The organism is Hoyosella altamirensis (assembly GCF_014191505.1).
Lineage (GTDB): Bacteria > Actinomycetota > Actinomycetes > Mycobacteriales > Mycobacteriaceae > Hoyosella > Hoyosella altamirensis.
In genome coordinates this window covers 232304-255937 of the sequence record NZ_JACHWS010000001.1, presented here as the reverse complement: position 1 = coordinate 255937, position 23634 = coordinate 232304, and the positions used below count along the sequence as shown (strand labels likewise).

Genomic DNA, 23634 nt, shown 5'->3' with positions numbered 1-23634 from the left:
TTACCGGGATGGGGCTACCGGGTACGTGCCGGACTCGCTCAGGCGGGCCTCCGGGTCGAGGAGCAGCGCGGCCTCGGACTCGCGGACCTGAGACTCGAACCGGCGGTTCTCAGGGCGCTCGTACAGTGCCGGTCCACCCACCATGGCGGCCGCGATGCGGCGGCGGCCGTCAGCGACGCGCTTGCCTGCCCGGGCCAGATAGTCAGCGGCCCGCTCTTCACCCAGTGCCTGGAGGAACGCCTCCTGGTGAACGATCGCGACGAACGCGGATACGTGCCCGAACCCGAGGCTGGTCACCAGACCGACCTTGAGCGGCAGTTTGTCACCCAGTTTCAGTGCCTCGCGCACCCACACAAGGTGGGGATGCTCAGCGAGAACCTCGTCGACGCAGTCGAGGCTGCGGTTCGGCGGAACCACACCCTGGGCGAGGACCTGGCAGAGACCGATCATCTGGAATGCTGCCGCACCGCCCTTCGAGTGGCCGGTGAGGGACTTCTGGGAGACCACGAACAGTGGTGCTCCGTCCGACCGTCCGAGAGCGCTGGCGACGCGCTCGTGCAGTTCGGACTCGTTCGGGTCGTTCGCGCCGGTTGACGTGTCGTGCTTGGAGATCACCGAGATGTCGTCCGCGGTGACGCCGAGCTTGCCGAGTTCGCGAGCGAGCTTGGAAGCCTGGCCGCCGCGGCCAGCACCGAGCGCACCGATACCGGGTGCCGGGATGGACGTATGCGCACCGTCACCGAAGGTGCCGGTCCAGCCGACCACACCGAGCACAGGCAGGCCCAGCTCGAACGCTAGGTCACCGCGCGCCAGCAGGATGGTGCCGCCACCGTTCGCCTCGACGAATCCGCCGCGACGACGATCGTTGGCGCGGGAGAAGCGCCGCGGATCGATGCCCTTGTCCAGCATCGCCTGGGTGTGGGCGGTGGCGTTCATGTCACCGAAGCCGGTGATGCCTTCGACTCCGAGGTCATCGAAGCCACCGGCGACCACGAACTGCGCCCGTCCGAGCTTGATCTTGTCGAAGCCCTCCGAGACCGACACTGCTGCGGTCGCGCAGGCCGCCACTGGGTGGAGCATGTCGCCGTAGCTGCCGACGTAGGACTGGACGACGTGAGCCGCGATGACGTTCGGCAGGGCTTCCTGCAGGATGTCGTTCGGCCGGTTCTCGCCGAGGATCGCGTCGATGTAGAGCGAACGCATCGACTTCATGCCGCCGATGCCGACGCCCTGCGTGTTGGCGACCTCTGCCGGGTGGACCCAGCGGAGCAGCTCGGATGGCGTGAATCCGGAGCTGAGGAACGCGTCCACAGTGGTGACCAGGTTCCACAGTGCGACCCGGTCGATGGACTCGGCGAGCTCAGCTGGGATGCCCCAACGGGTTGCGTCGAAGTTCAGCGGGATCTGGGCGCCGACGGTGCGGGTCATCTCGACACGCCGCGGGACGCGGATCTCGGTGCCAGCCTTGCGGGTGACCTGCCATTCACCGGACTCCAGCGATTCGATGACCGTGGAGTCTGGTGCTGAGGAGACGAATGCACGCGCTTCTGCCTCGCCGCTGACCGTGAAGCTCAGGTCCTTGTCGAGGAAGACGGAGCTGAGCAGCGGCTGGGTGCCGTCCTGCAGTGCCCCATCGTTCTCGTACGGCCGGATGCCGCACTGCTCGACGACGCGGTCGTGGTAGAGCTCCCAGATGTCCTCTTCAGCGACCTCGTCACCGGATTCGGCGTCGTACCACGCTGGCTTCGGATCGTTGTGCCAGGTGATGAGACCCGTGGTCCAGGCGAGTTCCAGGACACCGGCCGCCGAGAGTTCCTCGGAGACCTCCATCTCGAAGCGGGTACGCGCCGATCCGTACGGTCCGAGTTCCCCGGCGCCGACGATGACGACCATGTCGGCGGGGTCCGCCGCGACCTTGCTCCAGCCGAGGCGGCGCACCGGGTCAGCTGCAGGTGCCGGTGGCAGTGCGCCGACGAGGTTGCCGGACTCATCCGCGGTCTCTTCCTCTGCCTCTTCCTCGGCTGCCGCCTGAGCCTTGCCGGCCAGCGCAGAGAGGTCGAGGTCAGCGGTGTCGAGGCCGCCGGTGAGGTTCAAGACAACTGGCTCGGACTCCGCATAGCTGCGGGCGTCCGCGGTGCAGCCCTTGAGCAGTTCCTGGGCCATGTCTGCGGTAGACCAGGTTTTGACGCCCGCAGCCTCGACGAAGCGAACCAGCGGGTCGTTTCCGCCCATGAGGCCGGTGCCGCGTACCCAGCCGATCAGTGCGTGCGTGAAGGTGACGCGCTGCGCCCAGCTCGACTCGGACTTCCACTTGGCGATGATCGCGTCGAACGCGGCCTTAGACTCGCCGTAAGCACCGTCGCCACCGAAGATGCCGCGGTTCGGTGAACCTGGCAGCAGGACGTGCAGCCGGTTGTCGATGTCGTTGTCCTTGCCGATAGCCGACAGGCCGCCGATCATCTTCTCCACCGACCACAGCAGGACGCGCATCTGCAGTTCCGCCTTGGCACCTGCATCGGCGAGGTCACCGCTGACGCGTGGCGCCGCGAACGGAACCAGCATCGTCGGGGTGAGAGCCTTCTTCAGCACCTTGGTCTCCGGGCCCGCGCTGATCGCGTACTCGCTGCCGACCCAGTCGACGAGTGCGTCGACGTCGCTGAACGCTGCCATGTTGGCCGGTACGACCCACAGGGTGGCTCCAGCGCGCGCATTCGCCCGGTACAGCTCCTTGTAGAAGCCGACCCGCTCCGAGTTCAGGCGGGAGGTGGTTGCGATGACCGTGGCGCCGCCGTTCAGCAGGTCCCCGGCCACCGCCGCCGCGATGGAGCCTTCGCTCGCACCCGTGATGATCGCGACCTCTGAGGCCCACTTTCCGGCCGAGGTGTCCTCGGCTTCAGTTGCCAGACGCAAGTAGGTCTCGGCAAGACCGGGACGGCCAGCATCCTCGGCCTTCTGGGCCCACCAGCGCGCCTGGGTGGCGACGATCTGACCGCTGCCGGCGAACGTGCCAGCTGAGTCGGCGTTGTCCCCGAGCCAGAGCTTCGCGAGGTCTTCGCGAGCGCTCGCCCAGCGGTCGTCGAACACGACTGCCTTGCGAGCATCGAATCCTGGCGCGACCTGGCGTGCCCAGTCGCTGCCGAGTTCCTGAGCGACCAGCTCAGCAAGCTCAGCGGAGGCGTCGTCGGAATCGGCAAGGGACTTCGGTGCCGAGAGGCCCAACTCTTCGAGAAGGTGGCGTGCGGTCGATGCGAGGACGCCGTCGGGACCGGTGATCGACTCGGTGAGAGCCGAGACAGTGGCCGAGTCGACCGTCCCGCCGCCGGCGCCGGCGGCGGAAGGCTTGCCCACCGTGACACCGTTGCGCGTGGCGACGGACTGCACCGCCGCGTCGATCAGGTCATCTGCGGTGCTGCCGCTGATGCTGCTGAGTTCACCACCGCGCGAGCTCGTGCCTTCGCGGGTTGCGAGCGCCAGCTCCGCGGTGACGTGCTTCACCCAGCCTGGGCCGAGTTCCCACACGTCGGTGACAACGTCGCCGATGTACGCGGGGCGCTTGCCCGTCGGGCCGAAGACCTTACGGAGCTGGTCACCGAACGCGTCGGTGAGCACCGGGCCGAACGGCTTGTAGGTGCGGGCGAGCTTGTTGACCGTCTGCGACAGGGTCGGGATGTCCGCTTCTGCGGCACCATCGATCGCGCCGAGCCCCAGTTCGGAACCGAGGTCGAGAAGCACCTGGTTGCGGCGTGAGGAGACACCGTCGCACAGCGCCTCGATGGTGTCAGCGGAACCGATCTGCTCCGGCCGCAGCTTCGTCAGCGAAGCAATGAGCGCGCGTGTGGCGTCTGCTGCGCTGAAGGGCAGGTCGTCGGGACGTGGACCGCCAGCAGGTGCGGCAGGTGCCGCCGGAGCGGGAGCCGCTTCCGGTGCTGGTGCGGCTGCCTCAGGAGCAGAATCAGCGGGCGCTTCCGCCAAGTCTTCCACGTCGTCGTCGAAGTCCTGGCTCTCATCCTGGCTCTTCACCGCGAGCGCGTCACGCTCGATGTTGAAGACCTCAGGCTTCGCGACAAATCCGGGCAGGCCCAGCGTGGACTTCGCGAGGTTCGCGAGGGTCGGTGCACTTCCGGTGCCGATCTCAACGAATCGCTCGACCGCGACGCCACCTTCGAGCTCATCGGTGAACAGCAGGTCTTGAGTCTCGATCCACCGCACGGGACTCGCGAACTGCCAGGCCAGCAGCTCGATAAGGATCTCGCGGCACAATGCGACAGGCTTGGCGGTCCAGTTGTCGAAGTCAGCGAGAACTGCCTTCATCGGGTCCGAGTCAACGAGGTCGGCGATTTCCTGGACGAAGTCCCGTCCGAGGTTGAACAGCCGTGGCACGAGGTTCGGGATGTAACGGCCAACGAGAATCTGCGGGTCGATGTCGTGCGGAACAAGTTCGCGCAGCTTCTCACGGAACTCTGGCACACCGCCGAGCAGAACTGAGGAGTGGAACGGTACGTCGATACCGGGGACCAGGATGAACGCCCGCTTACCGCCAAGAGCGGTGCGGCGTGCATCGATGTCGGACTCAAGCGCCTCGAGCCCCTTGACGGTACCGGCAATTGCGTACTGTGAGCCGCGCAGGTTGTAGTTGACGACCTGCAGGAACTCACCGGTTTCCTCGGCAATGCCGTTGATGTACGCGGTGACGTCCGAATCCGCGATGCCTGCCTGCGACGGCCGGATCGCGCCGAGACGGTAATCGCTGCGTCCCTTGGCGTCACGCGGAACTAGCGTGTGCATCGCGGAGCCGCGGCGGAACACGAGTTCCAGAACAGCTTCGAGCGGGAGAACCTCAGCGACCGCGGCGAGTGCGTTGTACTCACCGACGGAGTGGCCGCAGTAGTACGCACCTTCGATGAAGGCGCCGGATTCCTTCAGTTCAGCGATCTGCGCGAGACCGAGGGTGGCCATCGCGACCTGCGTGAACTGGGTCAGGAAGAGCACGCCATCCGGGTGGTAGTGCTTCACGCCGCGCGCTTTGACCTCGGTCGGGTTGTCCCGCACGATCGCGTGGATCGAGAAGCCGAGAACCTCACGGGTGTGTGCGTCGGCGCGCTCCCACACTGCGCGAGCCGCCTTGGATCGGCTCATCGCGTCGAGACCCATGCCCTTGTGCTGGATGCCCTGGCCCGGGAAGGCGTAGACGACCCGCGGCGGCGCCATACGAGCGGTGCCGATCATGACGGGAGTGTCGCCGACCTTGCAGGTCACCTCAACGATCTCGCGGCCGGAATCGATGCTGATGCGCTCAACCCGGACGTCGATGGTGTCGCCGGGCAGCACCGGGGAGAGAAAACGCGTGGTCCATGCCTCGATGGCAGGGAACTTGCGCTCATCGCTGCTGATGTCACGCCCCGAGAGGACATGCTGGGCGGCCGCCGAGAGCCACATGCCGTGCACAATCGGGCCGGGCAGACCAGCAAGTGCTGCGGCGCCGTCGCTGGTGTGGATCGGGTTGTGATCGCCTGAGATGCGGGCGAATGCGCGCATTGCGGTCGGAGCCTTGAAGCTGACCTTGCGGATCAGCTTGCGTGGCGTGCTTTCCGCGCTCTTGCTGGCGACCGACACCGGATCGGTGAGCGATGCGCTGCCGGTGCGGTTGCGAATCGCGAAACGCTCGGTGAGCGTAGCGATCACGTCACCGGCGGTGCGGATTTCAACCTCGACCTCGATGACGCGGCCTACTTCGGCGTCAACGACGCGGCCGAGCTTCGCACGCACGTTCAGCGTGACAGCTTCCGTTGGCAGGCTGCTGAGCAGCGATGCGTTGTGATCGAGGTGGACCAGGTCGAGCAGGCCCTCGACGCACGGGGATCCATCGGCAGCCTCAGCAGCGCCGATAGCAGCGAACACCGCTGGCCAGCAAGTACCGACGAGAACGTCCGGAACCGTGCCTGGCATCATGTCGGATCCGATGCCGGTAGCTGTGACGGCAGCATGGTCGGCGACCAATTCTGGCTGGTAGGTCGTGGCGAATTCGGCAACTCCGTCAACAACCGCTGGCAGGTCACCGCCGCCTGCGGCGATCTCGAGCAGGGCGCTCATCGCGGCGCTCGTGTCCTCAGCGGTGACGATCGGCGCACCACCTGTGGCGCACGACTCGGGAGCGGTGAGTCGCAGCGACACCTTTCCGCCCAGGACTGGGCACTCGAGGTGGGCGACGTTCTGCCCGCTGGCACGCAGGACAGCGCCCGTGGCGGCGTGCCGAGCAAGATCGTTCGAGACGATCTTCCAGCTTGACGGCGGACCGATGCGGAACACTGGGTTCTTGGTGAGGCGGGTTCCCCAAATGGCGTCCGGCGCCGCGAGGAGAATCCCGAGAGCGCCATCAGCGTCTGCGCGGCGGCGGCTCGCCACCTGAACGGGCTCAGCGCCGACGGCCTTAACCGTCTCATCCTCGAAACGCTTGAGAATGTCAGCTACTGGCTCGTCCGCCTTGGTGATACCTGCGACGGACACGGTGCCGGGGATGACACACACCTGATCGGCGCTGTAGCGCGGATCGTGGGCCTGCCACAGCGAGTCGGACCGCCACCAGCGGCGCACTTCGGCGTCTACGACGGGGACGAAGTTGACTGGCTTGCCGGGTGTGCGGCAGAGCGACATGAAGAACGGAACGTCGCCGGGGTGCAGCACGGTGGTTGCGGCCTCCGGGTAGGCGACCGTCAGCTCAGCGATGGCGGCGTGTGGCCGCTCGAGGTGCACACGATCGGAGAACAGCGAGGTGATACGTCCGCGGTCCGCGGGGTTCAGCCGTGCCTCAGCGCGGCGGACCATCGATGCGAATCGCTCACGCCAGGTCTCGTCAATCCAAACCGATTTGACGGTGTCGTCAGCATCCGAGAAGTCGCCTCCGATATCGAAGACGTGCTCAGCTGCGCCCACGGTCAGCTCGACGTAGCGCTCAAGCCATTCCTTGTAGGTCATTTCTGCGACATCACCGAAGTATGGCTTCGCTGTGCCGTTCAGCGCGTTGATGATTTCGTCGCGGCGGCGCTTGACCTCGGCTGCGTCCCCCGCAACCTCGTCCAGCAGACGGCCGGTCTTCGAAGCGGTGTTGTCGACCTCGTGAATGTCTGCGCCGAGCTGGCTGCGCCCGGAGGACATGCCGTTCTCCGCACCGCCGGCAGGAATCCAGTCTGGCGTGCCCTGCGTCTCGACGAGCAGCTTCTTGACCTCTGGCGAGGTGGTGGCTTCGAGTGCTGCCATCGCTGCCGTGCCGATGAGGATCGAGTCGACGGGCATGGCAGGGAAACCGTGTGCAACAGACCAGCGTCCGGTCAGGTAGTCGGCAGCACGCTCGGGGGTTCCGATGCCGCCGCCGGCGGCGATAACGACGTTCGGGCGAGAACGCAGTTCGGCGTAGGTCTCCAGGAGGAGATCATCGAGATCTTCCCAGGAGTGGTGGCCGCCGGCCTTGCCGCCCTCGATCTGGACGATGACGGTCTGGTGCGGTACCTCAGCTGCGATCCGGATGACGGAGCGGATCTGGGTGACGGTGCCCGGCTTGAACGCGATGTAGGACAGGCCAGCGTTGTTCAGGTCCTCGATGATCGACAGCGCGTCGTCGAGTTCAGGAATGCCCGCGGTGATGGTCACGCCGTCAAATGGGGCGCCAGCGACGCGCGCCTTCTGCAGCAGACGCTTACCGCCCACGTGCAGCTTCCAGAGGTACGGGTCGAGGAACATCGCGTTGAGCTGGACGGACCGGCCCGGATTGAGTATTTTCTTCAGATCCTCGACACGGTTGTTGAAGATCGACTCGGTGACCTGGCCGCCGCCTGCGAGCTCTGACCAGTAGCCAGCGTTCGCTGCTGCTGCGACAATCTTCGCGTCTACGGTGGTGGGGGTCATACCGGCGAGCACGATCGGTGAGCGACCGGTGAGCCGTGAGAAGCGGGTTTCCGCAACCTTGGTGCCGTCAGGAAGCTGAACGACGCGCGGCGCGAACCGGGTCCACGGGCTTGGAGCCTCGGGGGCCGCACCTGGGGTGAAGAGGTTACGGTGGCCGCCGCGCGTTCCAGCTGGAACGACCGCAATGCCCAGGCCACGCACGGATGATGCGGTGAGGCGGGCGAAAACGTCGCCTGGACCCACATCGAGGAGCCATTTCGCATCGGTATCGGCGAGGCGCTCAACTTCCGCAACCCAGTCGACGGGATCGACGAGTGCGCTTGTCGCGAGACTGCGGGTGAGATCGGTGTCAATACCGCATTCTTCAGCCCACTCCACGGCGAGCTCGACGGCTGCGGACATAGAGGGGTGGTGGAACGCTACCTCTGCGGCGATCGGGTCGAAGACGGGGGCGAAGATTTCGCCGCCACGCGTGCGCTCGGCGCGCTCTTCCTTTTCCTTTGCAGCGATCTCGGCGCAGCGCAGACGGATACGCTCGATCTGCTCGGGGCGGCCGGAGATGACGACGCGGCGACGGCCGTTGCGGATAGCAACAACGGGTGCGAGGTCTGGGTGCATCCCACTTGTGGCCTCGGCGACAATGTCGGCGATGCGCTGCGGGTCTGCCTTGGAAACCGAAACCATAGCCGAGTGTGAGCCGATGGAACGCAGCCCGCGGCGGCGGCCGGTCAGAGACGCGGCTGCACCCATCAGCTGGGCGATCGCGAGGAGCTCCGCGTTGCGGGTGCCGCCCTGTCGCAGAACCTCAACGCCCAGCACACCCTGCGAGTGGCCCGCAGCTGCAGCGGGCGCGACCTCTACGGTGTCAAGGCCTTCAAGTTCGAGCAGCCGCAGTGCCGCAAGCTGCGCGAGAAAGACGCCGGGAAGGGAAATCGCCGCTGTCTGAGTGTCAACTCCGGTCTCGGGCTCCTCGGCCCACTGAAGTGGCGCGAACTCGGAGCGCACGATCTGAAGTTCCGCTTCGACCGGCGCGAGCATCGCGTTCGCCTCAGAGACGAGATCGGTGAGTTCGGTGGCAAAGCCGCCGTCATGGATAAGTTCACGGATCGCGGGAAGCCACTCGGCGCCCTGTCCTCCGAATGCGATTGTGTACGAAGTGCCACTGCGGAATTGGGCTGCTAGCGCAAGAGTGTTATTAGCTGCTTGTGAACTGCGGGATGAAAAGGTCGGATGATCGCTCAGGGTCACTGTTCGCTCCTGTGTTGTAGACGTGCCTGGATGGACCCGGGTGAGGATCACTACCCAGGCGGGGTGTTAGGGGTTCAGGAGGCGACGTGACGTCACACGCTCGACACTGCGGTGGGCGAGTTGCGTCCGTTCACGCGCTGAACCCAGAGTGGCATAGATTCGTGAGGATTTCCTCATGTTCTGGCCGGGCGATTTTTTCTACTTGCGAGTAGCTTTTCGCGCGATCATGAGGATTCCCTCAAGTTTCGTTGTTTTGGCCGTTCAGAACGGGTTTTTGGCTCGATTTGACATCAGAGCGGCCCGTGTCAACGTTATCAAATCGTTACATTTACTGTAATCCAGGCCACAAACTCCATCTCGCATCGAGAGAAACCGCAGTTCAAGGGCACTTTTTTCGCCCTACTGGCAAATGGCAACCCGAAGACGTAATCTTTAGCCCGTCAACCTGTGGCCTGTCGCCAGTCCGCAGGTGCGCGCGAGTGGCGGAATTGGCAGACGCGCTGGATTTAGGTTCCAGTGTCTTAGGACGTGGGGGTTCAAGTCCCCCCTCGCGCACAAGTAGAAACAGAGGTTGCCGTCCAGTCGGCAACGGCCGGGCGCGTAGAAGACCGCAGGCGGTTACGTCATTATTCTCTATCGGCCCACCCGGCCAAGGACTCCAGCCGGCCTCAATGTCCCGAGGAGCTCAGCATTCTCAAGGAGTACCTACTTGCCGACATCTTCCGAGTCGGTTCAAATAGGCGCACTTTGGTGCCCATCATGTAACGCTATTCGAGGCAGAGGTTCCTAACTCGGCTGTCGGGATTTCCTCGGGTACTTCGGATCTCCTCACGATACCCCGCATTTCCTCAGGAAGTTCCGTATTTGTCAGGATGGTGGTGAGACACCGTCTGACGGGTAGGGCGGGGATTGGATCCCCGTGACGAGTGATGTTGAGATCGGCCGGTCCCCGACTGGAAAGCGGATGTTTCCGCTGGCCTTCCGGGTAAATTTTGTGCGGCGCTGGCAGGACTGCACCGAGCGTGGTGCGAAGGCCCGGCTGCTGCGCGAGTTCAGCCTGGATGAGGCAACTGTTCGCCCCTGGCTGCAGGCATATGATCGGGGGCAATACACCACCGCGATGGTGGCTGCCTCAGAGAAGTCAAGGAACCGTGTGAGTAATCGTGATCGGGCCGAGTTAGCGCGGTTACGCAGCGAGAATGAGGCCCTGAAGAAGAAGGTCGCCCAGGCTGAAGCCGTTCAGGAAATCCTGGGAAAAGCCTACGAGCTCTTGCATGGGATCAACGAGAGCTCCAGCGAGCAGCACGAACAGATCCCGCCAGCGCTGATGAGCGCGGACGAGTACGCACGGTGGCTGCAGCGCAAGAACCTGTCCTGACCGGCGTGCTCCTCGCTCTTATCGCGGCCGGGATGAGCGTGCTCGCCGCATGCACGCTCATTGGTGTTGCGCGGTCGTCGTTTTACCGCATCACCCGTGGCTATCAGCATTATCGGCCGGTCACCGATCCAACACCGCAAGCCCGGCGGGAGCAGCCCGCGGCGCTGAGTCACACCGAGCGTGACACGATCATTGACCTGCTCGGCTGCGAGGAGTACATGGATTTGTCGGTGCTGCAGGCGTACTGGCGGGCCTTCGATGCGAAGAACATCGGCTGTTCGCTGAGCACGTTCTACCGCGTTGCCCGCAGCGAGAAGCTCACCGGGGACCGACGCCGGATCCGCCGAGGCGCCAGCAGCAAACGGGTAAAACCCGTCGTGCCAGCGGCCGCGCCGAATGAGCTGTGGACCTGGGACACCACCGAACTGCGCGGGCCGCGTAATCAGGACCGCTACCGGCTCGGACTGATCGTGGACGTGTACTCCCGCTACCCGGTGGGCTGGTACATCGGCTACAGCGAGAACGCCGCGGACGCGAAAAACATGTTCACCGCCGCGCTCACCGCGCACGGCGCGCCCGCGATCGTGCACTCCGATAACGGCGCCGCCATGCGCGCCAGCGAGCTGACCAGCCTGCTCGAAAATATCCCCCACCGCGCCACCATGTCGTACTCACGGCCCCGGGTCAGCGACGATAACCCGTTCTCCGAATCAATGTTCAAAACCCTGAAATACGACCTGAACTGCCCGGACCATTTCGACAGCATCGAACACGCCCGCGAATGGACCGGGCAGTACCTGCACACCTACGCCCACCAGCACCGCCACAGCGGCCTGAACTGGCACACCCCCGCCAGCGTCTACCACAGCACCGCCCACCACGTGCAGCACCAGCGGCAACAACACCTCGACCAGTACTACGCCGCCCACCCCAAACGATTCCGGCAACCCCCACAAGCACCCCGGCTCCCCGAAGCCACCGGAATCAACATCAAACCACCCCACCTGTCTCAGACAGGTTGACAGCTACCGAGTTTCTTGCGGAAATGTGCAGTATCCCGAGGCATTGCACGTCGGTGACGTTACCGAGGAGCTTTTTGCTTGGCTGAGCGTTGTCACGCCGTTCCTGTTCGCTGAGGGGCGTACGCATTCGCTGCGGCGGGCAGTTCGTCATCGGGTGGTGCTTGCGGTCGTGCTGGACGCCGTGCTCGTCAACAGTCCGTGTGCGCGCTCACATCACTTCTGCAGGTACCTTTAATACGTGGCCGCACCAAGCAGATCGCCGAGGCTAGCGCTGATCATCTTTGTGATCGTCGGCGCTGTTGCATGCCTCGCCCTCGGCTGGTGGCAACTGCAGCGCTATGAATCCGCTGCAGGGTCTGCGCAAAACCTCGGTTATGCGCTGCAATGGCCCCTCTTCGCCGGATTCCTCGTGTACGCCTACTTCCGGTTCGTGCGGCTCGAGAAGGAAGAGGAGAAAGGCGAACCAGTACCAGGCCCTCCTCGTGAGGTGCCCGAGGGCGTCCTGCCTCCGCGCCCAGCGCCTGCGGGGCACGCACACGAAGATCCTGAGATCACCGCGTATAACGCTTATCTTGCAGAACTCTCTCAACATGACCGCGATAGGAGTACTTCGTGACATCTGAGCGTGCCGCGAGCGCGTCGAGCACGGTGGCCGCGTCCGGAACGAGCGGGCTGCTTTCGGCCCGGGTCAGTTCGGCGCTCACGCGATACCGCGTTCTTGCCATCACCACCGGCATCTGGCTACTCGTCCTCACCGTCGAGATGATCATGAAGTACCCGATGAATATGGATCTCCCCGAGTGGGCACGCATTATCCCCATAGTTCACGGCTGGGTGTACTTCGTCTACCTGATCATGGCGACAGATCTCGCAGTAAAAGCGAGGTGGCGGCCTTTCCCGACGATCGGTGTACTGCTCGCGGGCACGGTGCCCTTCCTCTCCTTCTATGTCGAGCACCGCGTGACGCAGAAGGTCAGAGCTGGGCAGCGTTTGTGAATCGCCCGTCGGGACTTTGACATGGGTGCCCTCCCGGGATATGTAGATTGCATGACAAACCGTCCCCTGGTTCGGATTTCCGGAATCGCTGCGGCCGCCATCATTCTTGGTGGATGCGCTGCCGACAACGGGGACACGCCTAATGGCGCCCCCCCTGCTCCGCCTACGACAGTGGCGGTTTCAGTACCTCCGGCGGTGGCAACAACTACGGAGGCTGCCGATCCAGAAGAGCCGGAACCCGCCTACTCGATCGCCGACTACCTTGCGGATAACGGCATCGGCCGGACTCCTCTTGCTGCCGGAACTGAGACTGGACCGGCGGTCGCGTTCGACCTGCCAAGCGGCTGGGAACTCGCAGCGCCCGGAATGTTCCCACAGTCATACGTCGCTGCGGTCGGCACTCAGTGGGAGTCTGAGCATGACCCCGGACCACTGCCCGCGGCCGTCCTGACGGTGCTTCGCCTCGATCGCGTCGTCGACGCCGAGGACTTACTGGAACATGCTGGCGGAGCTGTCGCCAATCTTCCCGGCTTCGAAATCGCTGTGGACGACCCTGACTCGGAGGTCAGCGGGTTGCGCTCGTACGCTCTTTCGGGTGAATACCTCGATGATGAGGCGGGGTACATAGCGATCGTCGAGCGTACCGTTATCGCGGAGGACGACGACGCCTCATACGTCATCCAGCTGCGCGTGACGGCACGATCGCACGACGCCGAGTCGGTGACGGACTCGGTGCAGGAGATAGACGGAAGTCTCACCGTCACCCCGCGCACCGAGGAGTAAAGTACTTAGCTGCTCGCCCAATGCGCCAGTGTCGGCACCAGCTTGCGCAATGCCTGCCCACGGTGCGAGACAGCGTCCTTCTCATCGGCTGTCATCTGCGCCGCAGTGCGGGGCGTTCCACCCTCTTCGACAGCGAGCGCTTCATTCGGGATGAAGACGGGGTCGTATCCGAAACCCCCTTCGCCATGCGCCTGGGTGGCGATCCTTCCCTTCCACGTTCCCCGCACCACGGTTTCCACCCCGCCGGGAACAACGAGCGCACATGCGGACACGAACGCCCCGGAGCGTCGCCCTTCAGGCACGTCCCGAAGCTGACCGAGCAAGAGACGGTTGTTCGCGTCGTCGTCGCCGTGCTCGCCCGCCCAGCGTGCAGAGAGAACTCCAGGCATGCCATGCAGCGCGGCCACTTCCAGCCCCGAGTCGTCGGCCACGCACGCGAGACCAGTTGCCTGCGCACCGTCTCTGGCTTTCGCGAGGGCGTTCTGCTCGAAGGTCTCGCCTGTTTCAGGAGATTCCGTGTACGGTTCAACGTCTCCGAGCCCTACGAGTGTGATGCCGGCGATGCCCGCAACATCGAGAATTCGGCGCAGCTCAGCAAGCTTCTTTTTGTTGCGGCTCGCGACAAGCAGAGTCTTGCTCATTTGGATCCGAACGACTTCCTCTTCGGAGCGGTGGGATCTGGCTTCGGGAGTTCACCCGGGTACGGTGCCGCCAGCGCTTCGTTCTGCACGACGAACAGCTGTTCACAGCCCTCGAGTGCCAGGTCGATCAGTTTGTCGAGCGTCGACCGCGGGAATGTGGCGCCCTCACCGGTCCCCTGGACTTCGACGAGGGTGCCCACGTCAGTTGCAACAACATTGAGGTCCACCTCAGCGCGCGAATCCTCCTCGTACGGAAGATCGAGCCGGACGCGCCCATCGACAACTCCGACACTCACAGCCGCGATAGCGCAGGAAAGAGGTTTGGGATCCACCAGCGCGTCTGCCGCGCCGAGGTAGGTCATCGCATCGTGAAGCGCGACGTATGCCCCAGTGATAGCCGCAGTGCGTGTTCCACCATCAGCCTGGATAACATCACAGTCGACCGTGACAGTGCGACTGCCGATAGCGCCGAGGTCAATGCACGCACGCAGTGACCGGCCTACCAGTCGACTGATCTCCTGGGTTCGGCCACCGAGTTTGCCCCGGACCGATTCGCGGCCACTCCGAGTGTGGGTTGCCGACGGCAGCATCGCATACTCAGCGGTCAGCCAGCCTTGCCCGGAACCCTCTCGCCATCGCGGCACACCCTCGTCAATTGACGCGGTACACAAGACTCTCGTCTGCCCGAATTCCACGAGCACGGACCCAGCCGGGTAGTTTGTGAAGCCCCGGGTAATCCGAACGGGACGGAGTTCGTTGTCTTCTCTGCCATCATCACGTCTCGTCACACAACGAGCCTAACTGTTCACTCCGACAACCCGTCGGGGACGCCCTCACAACGTGCGCGATTCCCTGTCAGCCCAAGTCGGCTGGGGCCACCTGGACTACCTGGAACTGGTCATCTGGCTGTACCACATGCACGGGTCCGTCGAACTCAGCCTGGGCTTCCTTGAATATCGCTTCTCGGGAAGTCCACGGTGGGATGTGGGTCAGCAACAGTTGCCCAACACCGGCTTCACGTGCGATCTGACCAGCCTCTGTGCCTGATAGGTGGACTCCCACCGGACGGTCCGGGGAATGGGTCCACGATGCTTCGCATAGGAACACATCCGCATCCTTCGCGAGATCGAAGACCGCGTCACACATGCCGGTGTCACCGCTCGAGGCAAACACAGCGCCATCACCGTCTGTGAACCGGAAACCGTAGGACTCGGGCGGATGGAAGACGCGCCGGGGCAGTACTGTTACATCTCCGAAGGTGACGGCATGTCCGTCTTTCCAGACGTGCACGTCGAGAACGTCCGAGATGTCGTCGATGTGCCCTCCCACTTCCGACGACGCGGCGCCGATACGCATGGCGGTGTCGGTAGGTCCGTAGGCGAGTGCTTTTCCTTCAGGCGGGTTCGGGTGATAGCGCCGCCAGACGAGAAGACCTGGAATGTCGAGGCAGTGATCAGCATGCAGATGCGATAGCAGAAGCGTCGCGTCACCAGGGTCGAGGTACCGCTGGAGCGCACCAAGGACGCCACCACCGAAATCAAGCACCAGCGGCGGGGAGTTCTCTGCACTGATCAGATATCCCGACGCTGGCGAATCCGGACCGGTGACGCTTCCGGAACAGCCCAGGACGGTTACACGCATACGCTAATGCTGCCACGTCCCGTCAATTCACATTCAACTTCTCCCCCAAATCCCTGAAATGTGCGAGATTTACACCTGACCGTGATGGAACCTGCGTCTAACCCGAATCCTTTTGTGACATATCGCCTTTGCAAATGGGAGCCAAGTAAGCGGCGTCACACGTGCCCAACAACGGGAACCGAAGGTCCAAGGAAACGCGCGGCGAGTTTCCGGAACAACTCCGGCTCGCCCGTTGCCAGGAACTCCCGATTCGCGACGCGGTCCGTGTGCTCGTGCAGTAAATCCCGTTCGGTTAGTACACGGACGACATCCTTAGCCGTCTCCTCAGCGCTCGAAACGAGTGTGACGTCCTCACCCATTGCCAGCTGAATGACACCCGAAAGCAACGGATAGTGGGTGCAGCCGAGGATGACGGTGTCGACCCCGGCGCGCTGCAGTGGATCAAGATAACCCTGCGCAAGCTGCATGACCTGCCTGCCGCTGGTGATTCCACGTTCAACGAAGTCGACAAAATGCGGACATGCCGCGGAGACGACATCAACGTCGCGGGCTGCTGCGAAACTGTCCTCGTATGCCCGGGAAGCGATCGTCGCCTGCGTGCCAATTACTCCGATTCGCCCGTTCCGTGTCGCTTTAACCGCGCGCCGTACCGCAGGCAGGATTACTTCGACAACTGGGACCGGATACCGTTCGCGAGCGTCCCTCAAATAGGCGGCTGAAGCCGTATTGCAGGCGATAACGAGCACTTTAGCGCCCCGATGAACAAGATCATCTCCGATTGCGAGGGCATGTGCCCGAACTTCCGGAATGGTGAGCGGCCCATAGGGCCCGTTGGCGGTATCACCGACGTAGATCACATCTTCGTCGGGCAATTGATCAATAATTGCGCGGGCAACCGTAAGACCGCCTACCCCGGAATCGAAAATTCCGATAGGAGCGTTCGCATCCGGTTCACGGAACTTAGGCCGGCCCGATGAGTCGACCGCGATTGATTCAGTCACTGAAACATCCCACCGTGGGGAGGCAACTGTTGTCGCGAGGCACGCCGTCTCGCTCGCGCATCACCGGACAAGACCCACGCGGCTACCACCCCGGCGAGTGCGCCGAAAAGATGGCCCTGCCACGAGACACCCTGCTGTCCGGGCAGAACACCCCAGAGGAGCGTGCCGTAGAAGAACAGAACAACCCCGCCAATGAGCAACTGCACCCCACTGCGCGTGAAAATTCCTTGCGTCACGAGGAAGGCAAGCCATCCGAATACGATGATCGAAGCCCCAATGTGCACGGTGTTTTCGCCGCCGGTCAGCCATGTTCCCATGCCGCCGATCACCCAGATGATCGCAGTCGCCATCACGGCACGCGTCAGCGACGACAGAAAAACAAGAAAGCCGAGGACAAGCAGCGGCACCGAATTCGCCATCAGGTGTGCCCAGTCCGCGTGGATCAGCGGCGCAAACAACACGCCGCTCAGTCCGTCGGTCGTGCGAGGCGCAATCCCCGAAAGCGCAAAGGGATGAGCAGTCATCACGTCGAGCAACTCAATCAAGTAGAGAATGCCAACGAACGAGACCGTGGCGACGATACCTTGCTGCCATCGCGGGCCAGGCCCCTTGCGCTCAGGCCGCCCAGCTGGGCCCGCACCGCCAGGACCTCCTCCTAGCGGCGGCGGACCGAATCCACCCGGTCCGCCGTACCCTCCTGAGCCGAAAGTCATCTCGCCTCCTCTCGCATGCGACCGCGTGCATCGTCGCGTCGTGCCGGGGTGCTATCGCTGCTCACTTGGCGTGGAACAGGTCACGGTATCCCGGAATTCCCGCGACCGGCGCTGCATCGAGGACGGCGTGAACAATCGCCCGTTCAACGCAATCGGCCGCTGCCGCGCACAGGGCGTCAAGCACACCTGTCTCTGCCGGTATACCGTCTGGGGGCGCCGGTGTCACGCTGGAGTCCAGTTCCGGAGCGGCCGCACGGCCCTTACCAGTGGAGAGCGCGAAAATGGTGTCGCCGTCTAGCGGCGAATGCGCGGGCCGGATTGCCCTCGTCAGGCCGGTTTGTCCCGCAATGGAAAGTCGCTTGCAGCCCGCTTTATCCAGCGGCACGTCAGTCGCGACAACCCCGATTGTTGTGTTGACCACTGTCCCCTTTGCTGCGAGCGCCGCCGCGGCCGCGATTTGCTCTTCCGAAGGCTGTGGCAAATCGAATTCGTCCCCAATTTCGCTTTCCGCACCCCAAGGGAGACCGGTCTTCGGTGAGTACACCGAGCCGACCGGGTTCACCACTAGAAGGGCGCCGATGGTCGCTCCCGCCGCCGGGCCAGCACCCAGCACTACACTCGCTGTTCCGACACCGCCCTTGATCGCACCAGCCCGGGCAGCCGTGCCCGCGCCCGCCGACCCAGTGGCGAAATGCCGACTGGCCGCATCGGCAGCGGAATAGCCGGATTCCGCATCCGGCCGATTCCCCCAAGCTCCGACAGGAAGGTCGAAGATCACCGCGCCAGCCACGATGGGAACAACGAGCCCCTCCCCGCCAATCGCGAGGCCATGGCCGCGCTCCTCAAGCCACCGCATGACACCCCCGGCCGCCGCAAGACCGTAGGCACTGCCGCCCGAAAGCAGCACACCGTGCACATGCTGCACGGTGTTCTCTGGCCGTAGCAGGTCAGTTTCCCGCGTCCCAGGCCCGCCGCCACGAACATCAGCGCTCGCGACCGCTCCTTCAGGCGCCAGGACAACCGTGCAGCCCGTCGCCCAGCCCGAGCCGAGCGATGCGTCAGAATCTAGCCGACTCCAGTGGCCCACCAGCAACCCGGGCACGTCGGTGAGGGCGTTTCTCGCCCCCGTCCTCCGGTCAGTACCCGCAGCTGCGGCCATAGGCTCGCTCCTCAGTCTCCCATTACCGCTGTGACCAGGGAGTCCTGCATCCACGTGAGCCAGTGATAGACGCCCAGTTGGGGCGCACGTGGATCGTTAGGGTCGATTTCCTCTGGGGTTTCGTCCGAAATTTCGAGCATTGTTCCGAGCGCAAGCCGGGCATCGTTGACGGCCGTTACCCACGCGTCAGCCTGTTCTGGACTGAGTGAGACCTTCCCGCCTTCTGGTGGCAGTGTCTCGAGCAGGACGGAGGCGACGCCACGCTTGGCTTCGATGATTTGTGGCTCGTTAAGGCTCCGTAACGCGCTGTTGAGGCCCGCCATCTCATCAGATTTCTCTTCAACGCCCTCCGCGTCCGCCCGGTGGAAGTCCGGCAGCAGACGCCCCAAGACCGAGTTTTCGGGAGGGCTGGCACTTCCTGTCCGCATGCCCGTTAGCTCCTCGAGCTCGTCGTGCGGCGAAACATTCTCACGCTCGTCGAGCATCGTGACAACGGACTGCACCACAGAGCGCAGCACCTTGGCCTCGTGCGCATCGATCTGCGAGCGAAACCTCGGTCCACCTAAGGTGTTCTTCCTGCTCCAGGCATGCACCGGCTAATCGCGCCCTTCCCCAAATCGGCAACTTTGCACGGGAACCTTGTAGGGGCGCGAGCGCAGAGCCGTCACCCGGCCAATCACGATTCGTGCTGCATCGTCGCCCACAGGCCCGCAGCATGCAGTTTACGGACGTCGATCTCGACCTTCTCGCGCGTCCCGGACGAAACGACAGCCTTACCATCGTTATGAACCTTCAGCATCAGCTCAGTCGCCTTCTGGCGGCTGTATCCGAAAATCTTCTGAAGAACGTACGTTACGTACTGCATGAGATTGACCGGGTCATCCCACACGATCGTCACCCAGGGGCGCTGACTGGCCTCATCCTCGTCGGCGACAGACAGACCACCCGGCGTCACTCCAGGCGAAGTCTGGGGGTCGGTTTCCATCGGAACAGGCATACAACCAGGGTACGACCTACAGCTCGAGTCACACTTAGCGCTCCGCGAAACTCGCCCAAATCCACCAATCAGCCATTCGACAACCCACCGCACAGACGATCATGGCCGTACCGTTGTCGTTGTGACTGCTCAATCCACGGCGCTGCTGACGGATCAGTATGAATACACGATGCTCGCGGCAGCACTCAAAGACGGCACCGCCCAGCGCCGGTGCACTTTCGAAGTGTTCGCGAGAAAACTGCCCTACGGTCGCCGGTACGGCATCGTCGCAGGTACCGCGAGGGCGCTCGATGCAATAGCACGGTTCCGGTTTACCGACGATGACTTGCGCTCGCTGAGCCGCTTCCTGGACAAAGAGACGCTGCGCTGGCTTGAGGAGTTCCGCTTCCGGGGCGACGTCACCGGGTATCGCGAAGGCGAAATGTACTTCCCTGGGTCGCCAGTCTTATCTGTTACGGGGACCTTCGCTGAGTGCGTGATCCTCGAGACCGTGGTGCTGTCTATTCTCAACCACGACACGGCGATCGCGTCGACAGCTACGCGCATGGTCACCGCCGCAGATGGCCGTGGACTGATGGAAATGGGTTCGCGTCGTACTCACGAAAGCGCAGCGGTCGCGTCAGCACGTGCCGCGTACCTCGCCGGCTTCACCGCGACGTCGAATCTCGAAGCGGCCCGCCAGTACGGGGTGCCCAGCGCTGGCACGAGCGCCCACGCTTTCACACTCCTGCACACAGGAGCAGACGGCCCCGACGAGGCAGCTGCGTTCCGGTCGCAAATAGCCGCGCTGGGAACGGCAACCACACTCCTCGTCGACACCTACGACATCACTGAAGGCGTCCGCACCGCGGTCGATGTCGCGGGACCTGATCTCGGCGCAGTCCGGATCGATTCCGGCGATCTTGGCGTGCTCGCACGCCAGGTGCGTCAGCAACTCGACGACCTCGGAGCATCTCGAACCAAGATCGTCGTGTCGGGGGATCTCGATGAATACTCGATCGCCGCTCTCCGCTCTGAACCCGTCGACAGCTACGGAGTGGGCACGTCGCTCGTCACTGGCTCGGGCGCTCCCACCGCGGGCATGGTCTACAAGCTCACCGAAGTCGACGGCCGCCCGGTCGCGAAGAGGAGTTCCAGCAAAGAAACGCGGGGCGGATCGAAAAGAGCCGTCCGATTCGCACGGGACACGGGAACCGTCGTCGAAGAGGTGATCTGCCTCGCCGCCGCCGAACCCCCACCTGTGCCGATGAGTCTTACGGCGCGGGAGGTGACGGTCAGTCTGCTCCGAGGTGGCGAACCGGACGCTGAAGCGCCCACACTGGAGGAAGGACGGCAGCTTGTGGCAACGGGCCTGAAAAGCCTTCCCTGGGAAGGTTTGGTCCTGTCACACGGGGAACCAGCCATTCCCACACGCTTCGCCACCGAATAGGTGACCGCGCGCCCGCATTGAGGAGGCTAAGGAATGACTCGCGAAACGAAGAAGGCACTCATCGTCGTCGACGTCCAGAATGACTTCTGTGAGGGTGGCTCACTCGCCGTGGCTGGTGGAGCGGCGATCGCGGGCGAGATCTCGTCCCTCGTCACCGACACACTCGAGACGGAAGTCGGCTATGACACCATCGTCGCCACCCGCGACTATCACATCGACCCCGGCGACCACTTCTCCGACAACCCGGATTTCGTCGACACCTGGCCGGTGCACTGCAAAGTCGGCACCGAGGGCGCAGAGTTTCACCCTGATCTTGACCTGCAGCATGTCGAAGCAGTCTTCTCGAAGGGCGCCTACACGGCCGCCTACTCGGGCTTCGAAGGTGCGACAGCTGACGGCAAGCCGTTAGCCGACTGGCTGCGTCAGCACGGTGTGGAAACTGTCGACATCGTCGGCATCGCGACAGATCACTGCGTGCGAGCCACCGCGCTCGACGCCGCACGCGAAGGGTTCGCCACACGTGTCCTTCTCGACTACACCGTCGGGGTCAGCGCGGAAACAATCGATCGTGCCCTGACCGAACTCCGCGACAACGGTGTGACCACAGCCGGGTCCGTTGGTGGCTCGCTGAAGTAGTCTCGTCTCGTGACTTCTCCGCCCGTCGCTGCAGGCACACCCGCCGTGCTGCGCACACAATCGCTGCTCCGGCGCGCGGTCGAAGCGCTGGGCGGAAAGGAACGGTCCGGACAGCTCACGATGACGTCCGCGGTCGCCCACGCCATCGACACTGGTGAGCACCTCGCCGTCCAGGCTGGCACGGGGACGGGCAAGTCGCTCGCATACCTCGTTCCCGGGATAGCCCATGCGGTGCAAAGCGGTAGCACAGTTGTGGTGTCCACGGCGACTATCGCGCTTCAGAAGCAGCTGATCGACCGGGATCTGCCCCGTCTCGCCGAAGCGCTCAAACCGGCGCTGGGCCGCGCACCTGAATTCGCGATACTCAAGGGCCGCAACAACTACCTGTGCCTGAACAAACTCCACAACACACCGGACGATCCCGACGACGGCGGCGGTGACGGTCTTTTCGACCCCTTTGCGGCCTCCCGGCTCGGGCGGGACGTCCGGCGTTTGCACGAATGGGCAGAAGAAACAGAGTCCGGCGATCGTGAGGAAGTCATCCCTGGTGTCACCGACCAGGCCTGGCGACAGATCAGCGTGACCTCCCGCGAATGTCTCGGTGTTAGTCGTTGCCCAATCGGCGAACAGTGTTTCGCTGAACGGGCCCGCGTCACCGCCTCGCATGCTGACGTCGTCGTCACCAATCATGCGCTTCTCGCGATCGGGGCCCTTTCCGAAGCCAGCATCCTCCCCGACCATGATGTCGTCATCATTGACGAGGCACACGAACTCGTTGACCGCGTGACTGGTGCCGCTACCGCTGAACTCACGTCCGCGTCCGTGATCGCGGCGGCCCGCAAGTGTGTGCGGCTCATCGAGGACGCTGAGTCGGACGCGCTGCACGCAGTCGCGGACGACCTTGACGGGCTCCTTGAAAACGCGCCGGAAGGACTGTGGGAAACGCTATCCCCCACAGCAGCACTCGTCTTGTCAGGTCTGCGCGACGCCGCATGGACCGCGCGAACGGCGATCGGCCCGATCCGGCAGGGCATGGCGGCCGCAGAGCCGGAGGCGGCCGCCGCACGCACCAGTGCGTTAGCGCTGCTCGATGAGTTACATGACACCGCTGTGCGCGTGCTCGAAGCGTACGGGGAGCCCGATCCGGCGCGACGTCGCGACGTGGTGTGGCTGAACCGGGACGACCGGCGCGGCGATGTGTTGCGCGTCGCTCCGCTCTCGGTCGCGGGTTTGCTGCGATCCCGGTTGTTCGCGGAAGCGACCGTCATCCTCACCTCGGCGACTCTCGCGATCGGCGGAACGTTCGACGCGCTGGCACGCAACTGGGGCCTCCCGACGCAGTCCAGTTCCAGTGAGCCGGGGCCCGACCCTGCGCTCGCGTCGGGCAAGGAAACACCGTCCGACGCGTCCGCGCTGCGGTGGACCAGTCTGGATGCGGGTTCTCCCTTCGACCATCCCCGCGCGGGCATCCTCTACACTGCCCGCCACCTTCCCCCGCCCGGCCGGGATGGACTCGCGCCCGCATGCCTCGACGAAATCGCGGCGCTCGTCGACGCGGTAGGCGGCCGGACGCTGGGCTTGTTTTCCTCCATGCGCGCCGCACGCGCGGCCGCTGACGCTCTCCAGGACCGGATCAGCACCCCCATCCTGTGTCAGGGCGACAACTCGACCGGCCAACTTGTGCGACAGTTCAGCGCAGACGAAGCGACCTCACTGTTCGGCACGCTTTCGCTGTGGCAGGGCGTCGATGTGCCTGGGCCATCACTATCCCTGGTGATCGTGGACCGCATCCCTTTCCCGCGGCCGGACGATCCGTTGTTGCGCGCCCGTCAGCGCGCTGTCGAGGCCAGAGGGGGTAACGGCTTCATGACGGTCGCGGCCTCCCATGCTGCGCTCCTGCTCGCGCAGGGAGCGGGACGACTTCTGAGGAGCGTCGACGATATCGGTGTCGTCGCTATCCTCGACCCCAGGCTCGCCACGGCTCGCTATGGCAACTACCTCCGTGCGTCACTGCCGCCGTTCTGGCAGACAACTGACCGCGACGTCGCCCTCGGTGCACTTCAGCGCATTCGCGCACGTCGTGAGCTCTGA

Annotated in this window: 17 protein-coding genes and 1 tRNA gene; 9 read left to right on the top strand and 9 right to left on the bottom strand. The window is 64.0% G+C overall.

Annotation, left to right across the window (positions count from 1 at the left end; translation table 11 throughout):
- On the bottom strand, positions 1-9147 hold the full coding sequence (locus tag FHU29_RS01250) for a type I polyketide synthase (protein ID WP_064439542.1): 9147 nt from the start codon (positions 9145-9147) through the stop codon (positions 1-3).
- A 473-nt stretch (positions 9148-9620) separates the two neighbouring features.
- Between FHU29_RS01250 and FHU29_RS01245 the strand changes: the two genes are divergently transcribed.
- From FHU29_RS01245 to FHU29_RS01220, 6 genes are all read left to right on the top strand, one after another.
- A tRNA-Leu gene (locus FHU29_RS01245) sits at positions 9621-9702 on the top strand.
- 364 nt (positions 9703-10066) lie between these two features.
- Positions 10067-10525: a hypothetical protein gene (locus tag FHU29_RS01240; RefSeq protein ID WP_232323104.1), complete on the top strand. Its 459-nt coding sequence runs from the start codon at positions 10067-10069 to the stop codon at positions 10523-10525.
- Complete coding sequence (locus FHU29_RS01235; protein WP_064442701.1) at positions 10498-11547, top strand: IS3 family transposase; 1050 nt, start codon at positions 10498-10500, stop codon at positions 11545-11547. Before FHU29_RS01240 ends, FHU29_RS01235 begins: the two co-directional genes overlap by 28 nt.
- A 238-nt stretch (positions 11548-11785) precedes the next feature.
- Entirely contained in the window at positions 11786-12163 is a 378-nt protein-coding gene (locus FHU29_RS01230) for a hypothetical protein (protein WP_064442488.1), read from the top strand.
- Positions 12164-12195: 32 nt separating this feature from the next.
- A complete protein-coding gene (locus FHU29_RS01225; RefSeq protein ID WP_064442518.1) occupies positions 12196-12543 on the top strand; it encodes a DUF3817 domain-containing protein in 348 nt (115 codons plus the stop codon).
- Between the two features lie 51 nt (positions 12544-12594).
- Positions 12595-13326 carry an LpqN/LpqT family lipoprotein gene (locus tag FHU29_RS01220; protein ID WP_064442489.1) on the top strand — a complete coding sequence of 244 codons (732 nt, stop codon included), beginning with the start codon at positions 12595-12597 and terminating at the stop codon, positions 13324-13326.
- Between the two features lie 5 nt (positions 13327-13331).
- Here FHU29_RS01220 and FHU29_RS01215 read toward each other — a convergent pair whose 3' ends face one another.
- From FHU29_RS01215 to clpS, 8 genes are all read right to left on the bottom strand, one after another.
- Positions 13332-13967, bottom strand: coding sequence for a non-canonical purine NTP pyrophosphatase (locus tag FHU29_RS01215; RefSeq protein ID WP_064442490.1), 636 nt, complete (start codon positions 13965-13967; stop codon positions 13332-13334).
- On the bottom strand, positions 13964-14755 hold the full coding sequence (rph, locus tag FHU29_RS01210; protein ID WP_064442491.1) for a ribonuclease PH: 792 nt from the start codon (positions 14753-14755) through the stop codon (positions 13964-13966). The genes FHU29_RS01215 and rph overlap by 4 nt, the downstream gene beginning before the upstream one ends.
- Before the next feature lie 67 nt (positions 14756-14822).
- On the bottom strand, positions 14823-15608 hold the full coding sequence (locus FHU29_RS01205) for a cyclic nucleotide-degrading phosphodiesterase (protein WP_064442492.1): 786 nt from the start codon (positions 15606-15608) through the stop codon (positions 14823-14825).
- 155 nt (positions 15609-15763) lie between these two features.
- The gene (gene murI / locus FHU29_RS01200; protein WP_423785856.1) at positions 15764-16609 is read right to left on the bottom strand and encodes a glutamate racemase; all 846 of its coding nucleotides are present in this window, start codon (positions 16607-16609) and stop codon (positions 15764-15766) included.
- Positions 16606-17322: a rhomboid family intramembrane serine protease gene (locus FHU29_RS01195; RefSeq protein WP_083962588.1), complete on the bottom strand. Its 717-nt coding sequence runs from the start codon at positions 17320-17322 to the stop codon at positions 16606-16608. Before FHU29_RS01195 ends, murI begins: the two co-directional genes overlap by 4 nt.
- A gap of 61 nt (positions 17323-17383) precedes the next feature.
- Complete coding sequence (locus FHU29_RS01190; protein ID WP_064442493.1) at positions 17384-18481, bottom strand: P1 family peptidase; 1098 nt, start codon at positions 18479-18481, stop codon at positions 17384-17386.
- A gap of 11 nt (positions 18482-18492) precedes the next feature.
- Positions 18493-19074, bottom strand: coding sequence for an oxidative stress transcriptional regulator AosR (gene aosR, locus FHU29_RS01185; RefSeq protein WP_074390938.1), 582 nt, complete (start codon positions 19072-19074; stop codon positions 18493-18495).
- 83 nt (positions 19075-19157) lie between these two features.
- Entirely contained in the window at positions 19158-19478 is a 321-nt protein-coding gene (gene clpS / locus FHU29_RS01180; RefSeq protein ID WP_148262499.1) for an ATP-dependent Clp protease adapter ClpS, read from the bottom strand.
- 169 nt (positions 19479-19647) lie between these two features.
- On the opposite strand from clpS, the gene FHU29_RS01175 reads away from it, so the two are divergent.
- The 3 genes from FHU29_RS01175 to FHU29_RS01165 are packed head-to-tail and all read left to right on the top strand — an operon-like array spanning position 19648 to position 23634.
- The gene (locus tag FHU29_RS01175) at positions 19648-20907 is read left to right on the top strand and encodes a nicotinate phosphoribosyltransferase (RefSeq protein WP_232323093.1); all 1260 of its coding nucleotides are present in this window, start codon (positions 19648-19650) and stop codon (positions 20905-20907) included.
- A 33-nt stretch (positions 20908-20940) separates the two neighbouring features.
- A complete protein-coding gene (locus FHU29_RS01170; protein ID WP_064442495.1) occupies positions 20941-21543 on the top strand; it encodes an isochorismatase family protein in 603 nt (200 codons plus the stop codon).
- 9 nt (positions 21544-21552) lie between these two features.
- Positions 21553-23634, top strand: coding sequence for an ATP-dependent DNA helicase (locus FHU29_RS01165; RefSeq protein ID WP_423785855.1), 2082 nt, complete (start codon positions 21553-21555; stop codon positions 23632-23634).

Excerpts from the sequence above, each read along its gene's own strand:
- FHU29_RS01220 (WP_064442489.1), top strand. The coding sequence starts at position 12,595 with ATGACAAACCGTCCCCTGGTTCGGATTTCCGGAATCGCTGCGGCCGCC.
- FHU29_RS01215 (WP_064442490.1), bottom strand. The coding sequence starts at position 13,967 with ATGAGCAAGACTCTGCTTGTCGCGAGCCGCAACAAAAAGAAGCTTGCT.
- FHU29_RS01205 (WP_064442492.1), bottom strand. The coding sequence starts at position 15,608 with ATGCGTGTAACCGTCCTGGGCTGTTCCGGAAGCGTCACCGGTCCGGAT.
- FHU29_RS01195 (WP_083962588.1), bottom strand. The coding sequence starts at position 17,322 with ATGACTTTCGGCTCAGGAGGGTACGGCGGACCGGGTGGATTCGGTCCG.
- FHU29_RS01190 (WP_064442493.1), bottom strand. The coding sequence starts at position 18,481 with ATGGCCGCAGCTGCGGGTACTGACCGGAGGACGGGGGCGAGAAACGCC.
- clpS (WP_148262499.1), bottom strand. The coding sequence starts at position 19,478 with ATGCCTGTTCCGATGGAAACCGACCCCCAGACTTCGCCTGGAGTGACG.
- FHU29_RS01175 (WP_232323093.1), top strand. The coding sequence starts at position 19,648 with ATGCTCGCGGCAGCACTCAAAGACGGCACCGCCCAGCGCCGGTGCACT.
- FHU29_RS01170 (WP_064442495.1), top strand. The coding sequence starts at position 20,941 with ATGACTCGCGAAACGAAGAAGGCACTCATCGTCGTCGACGTCCAGAAT.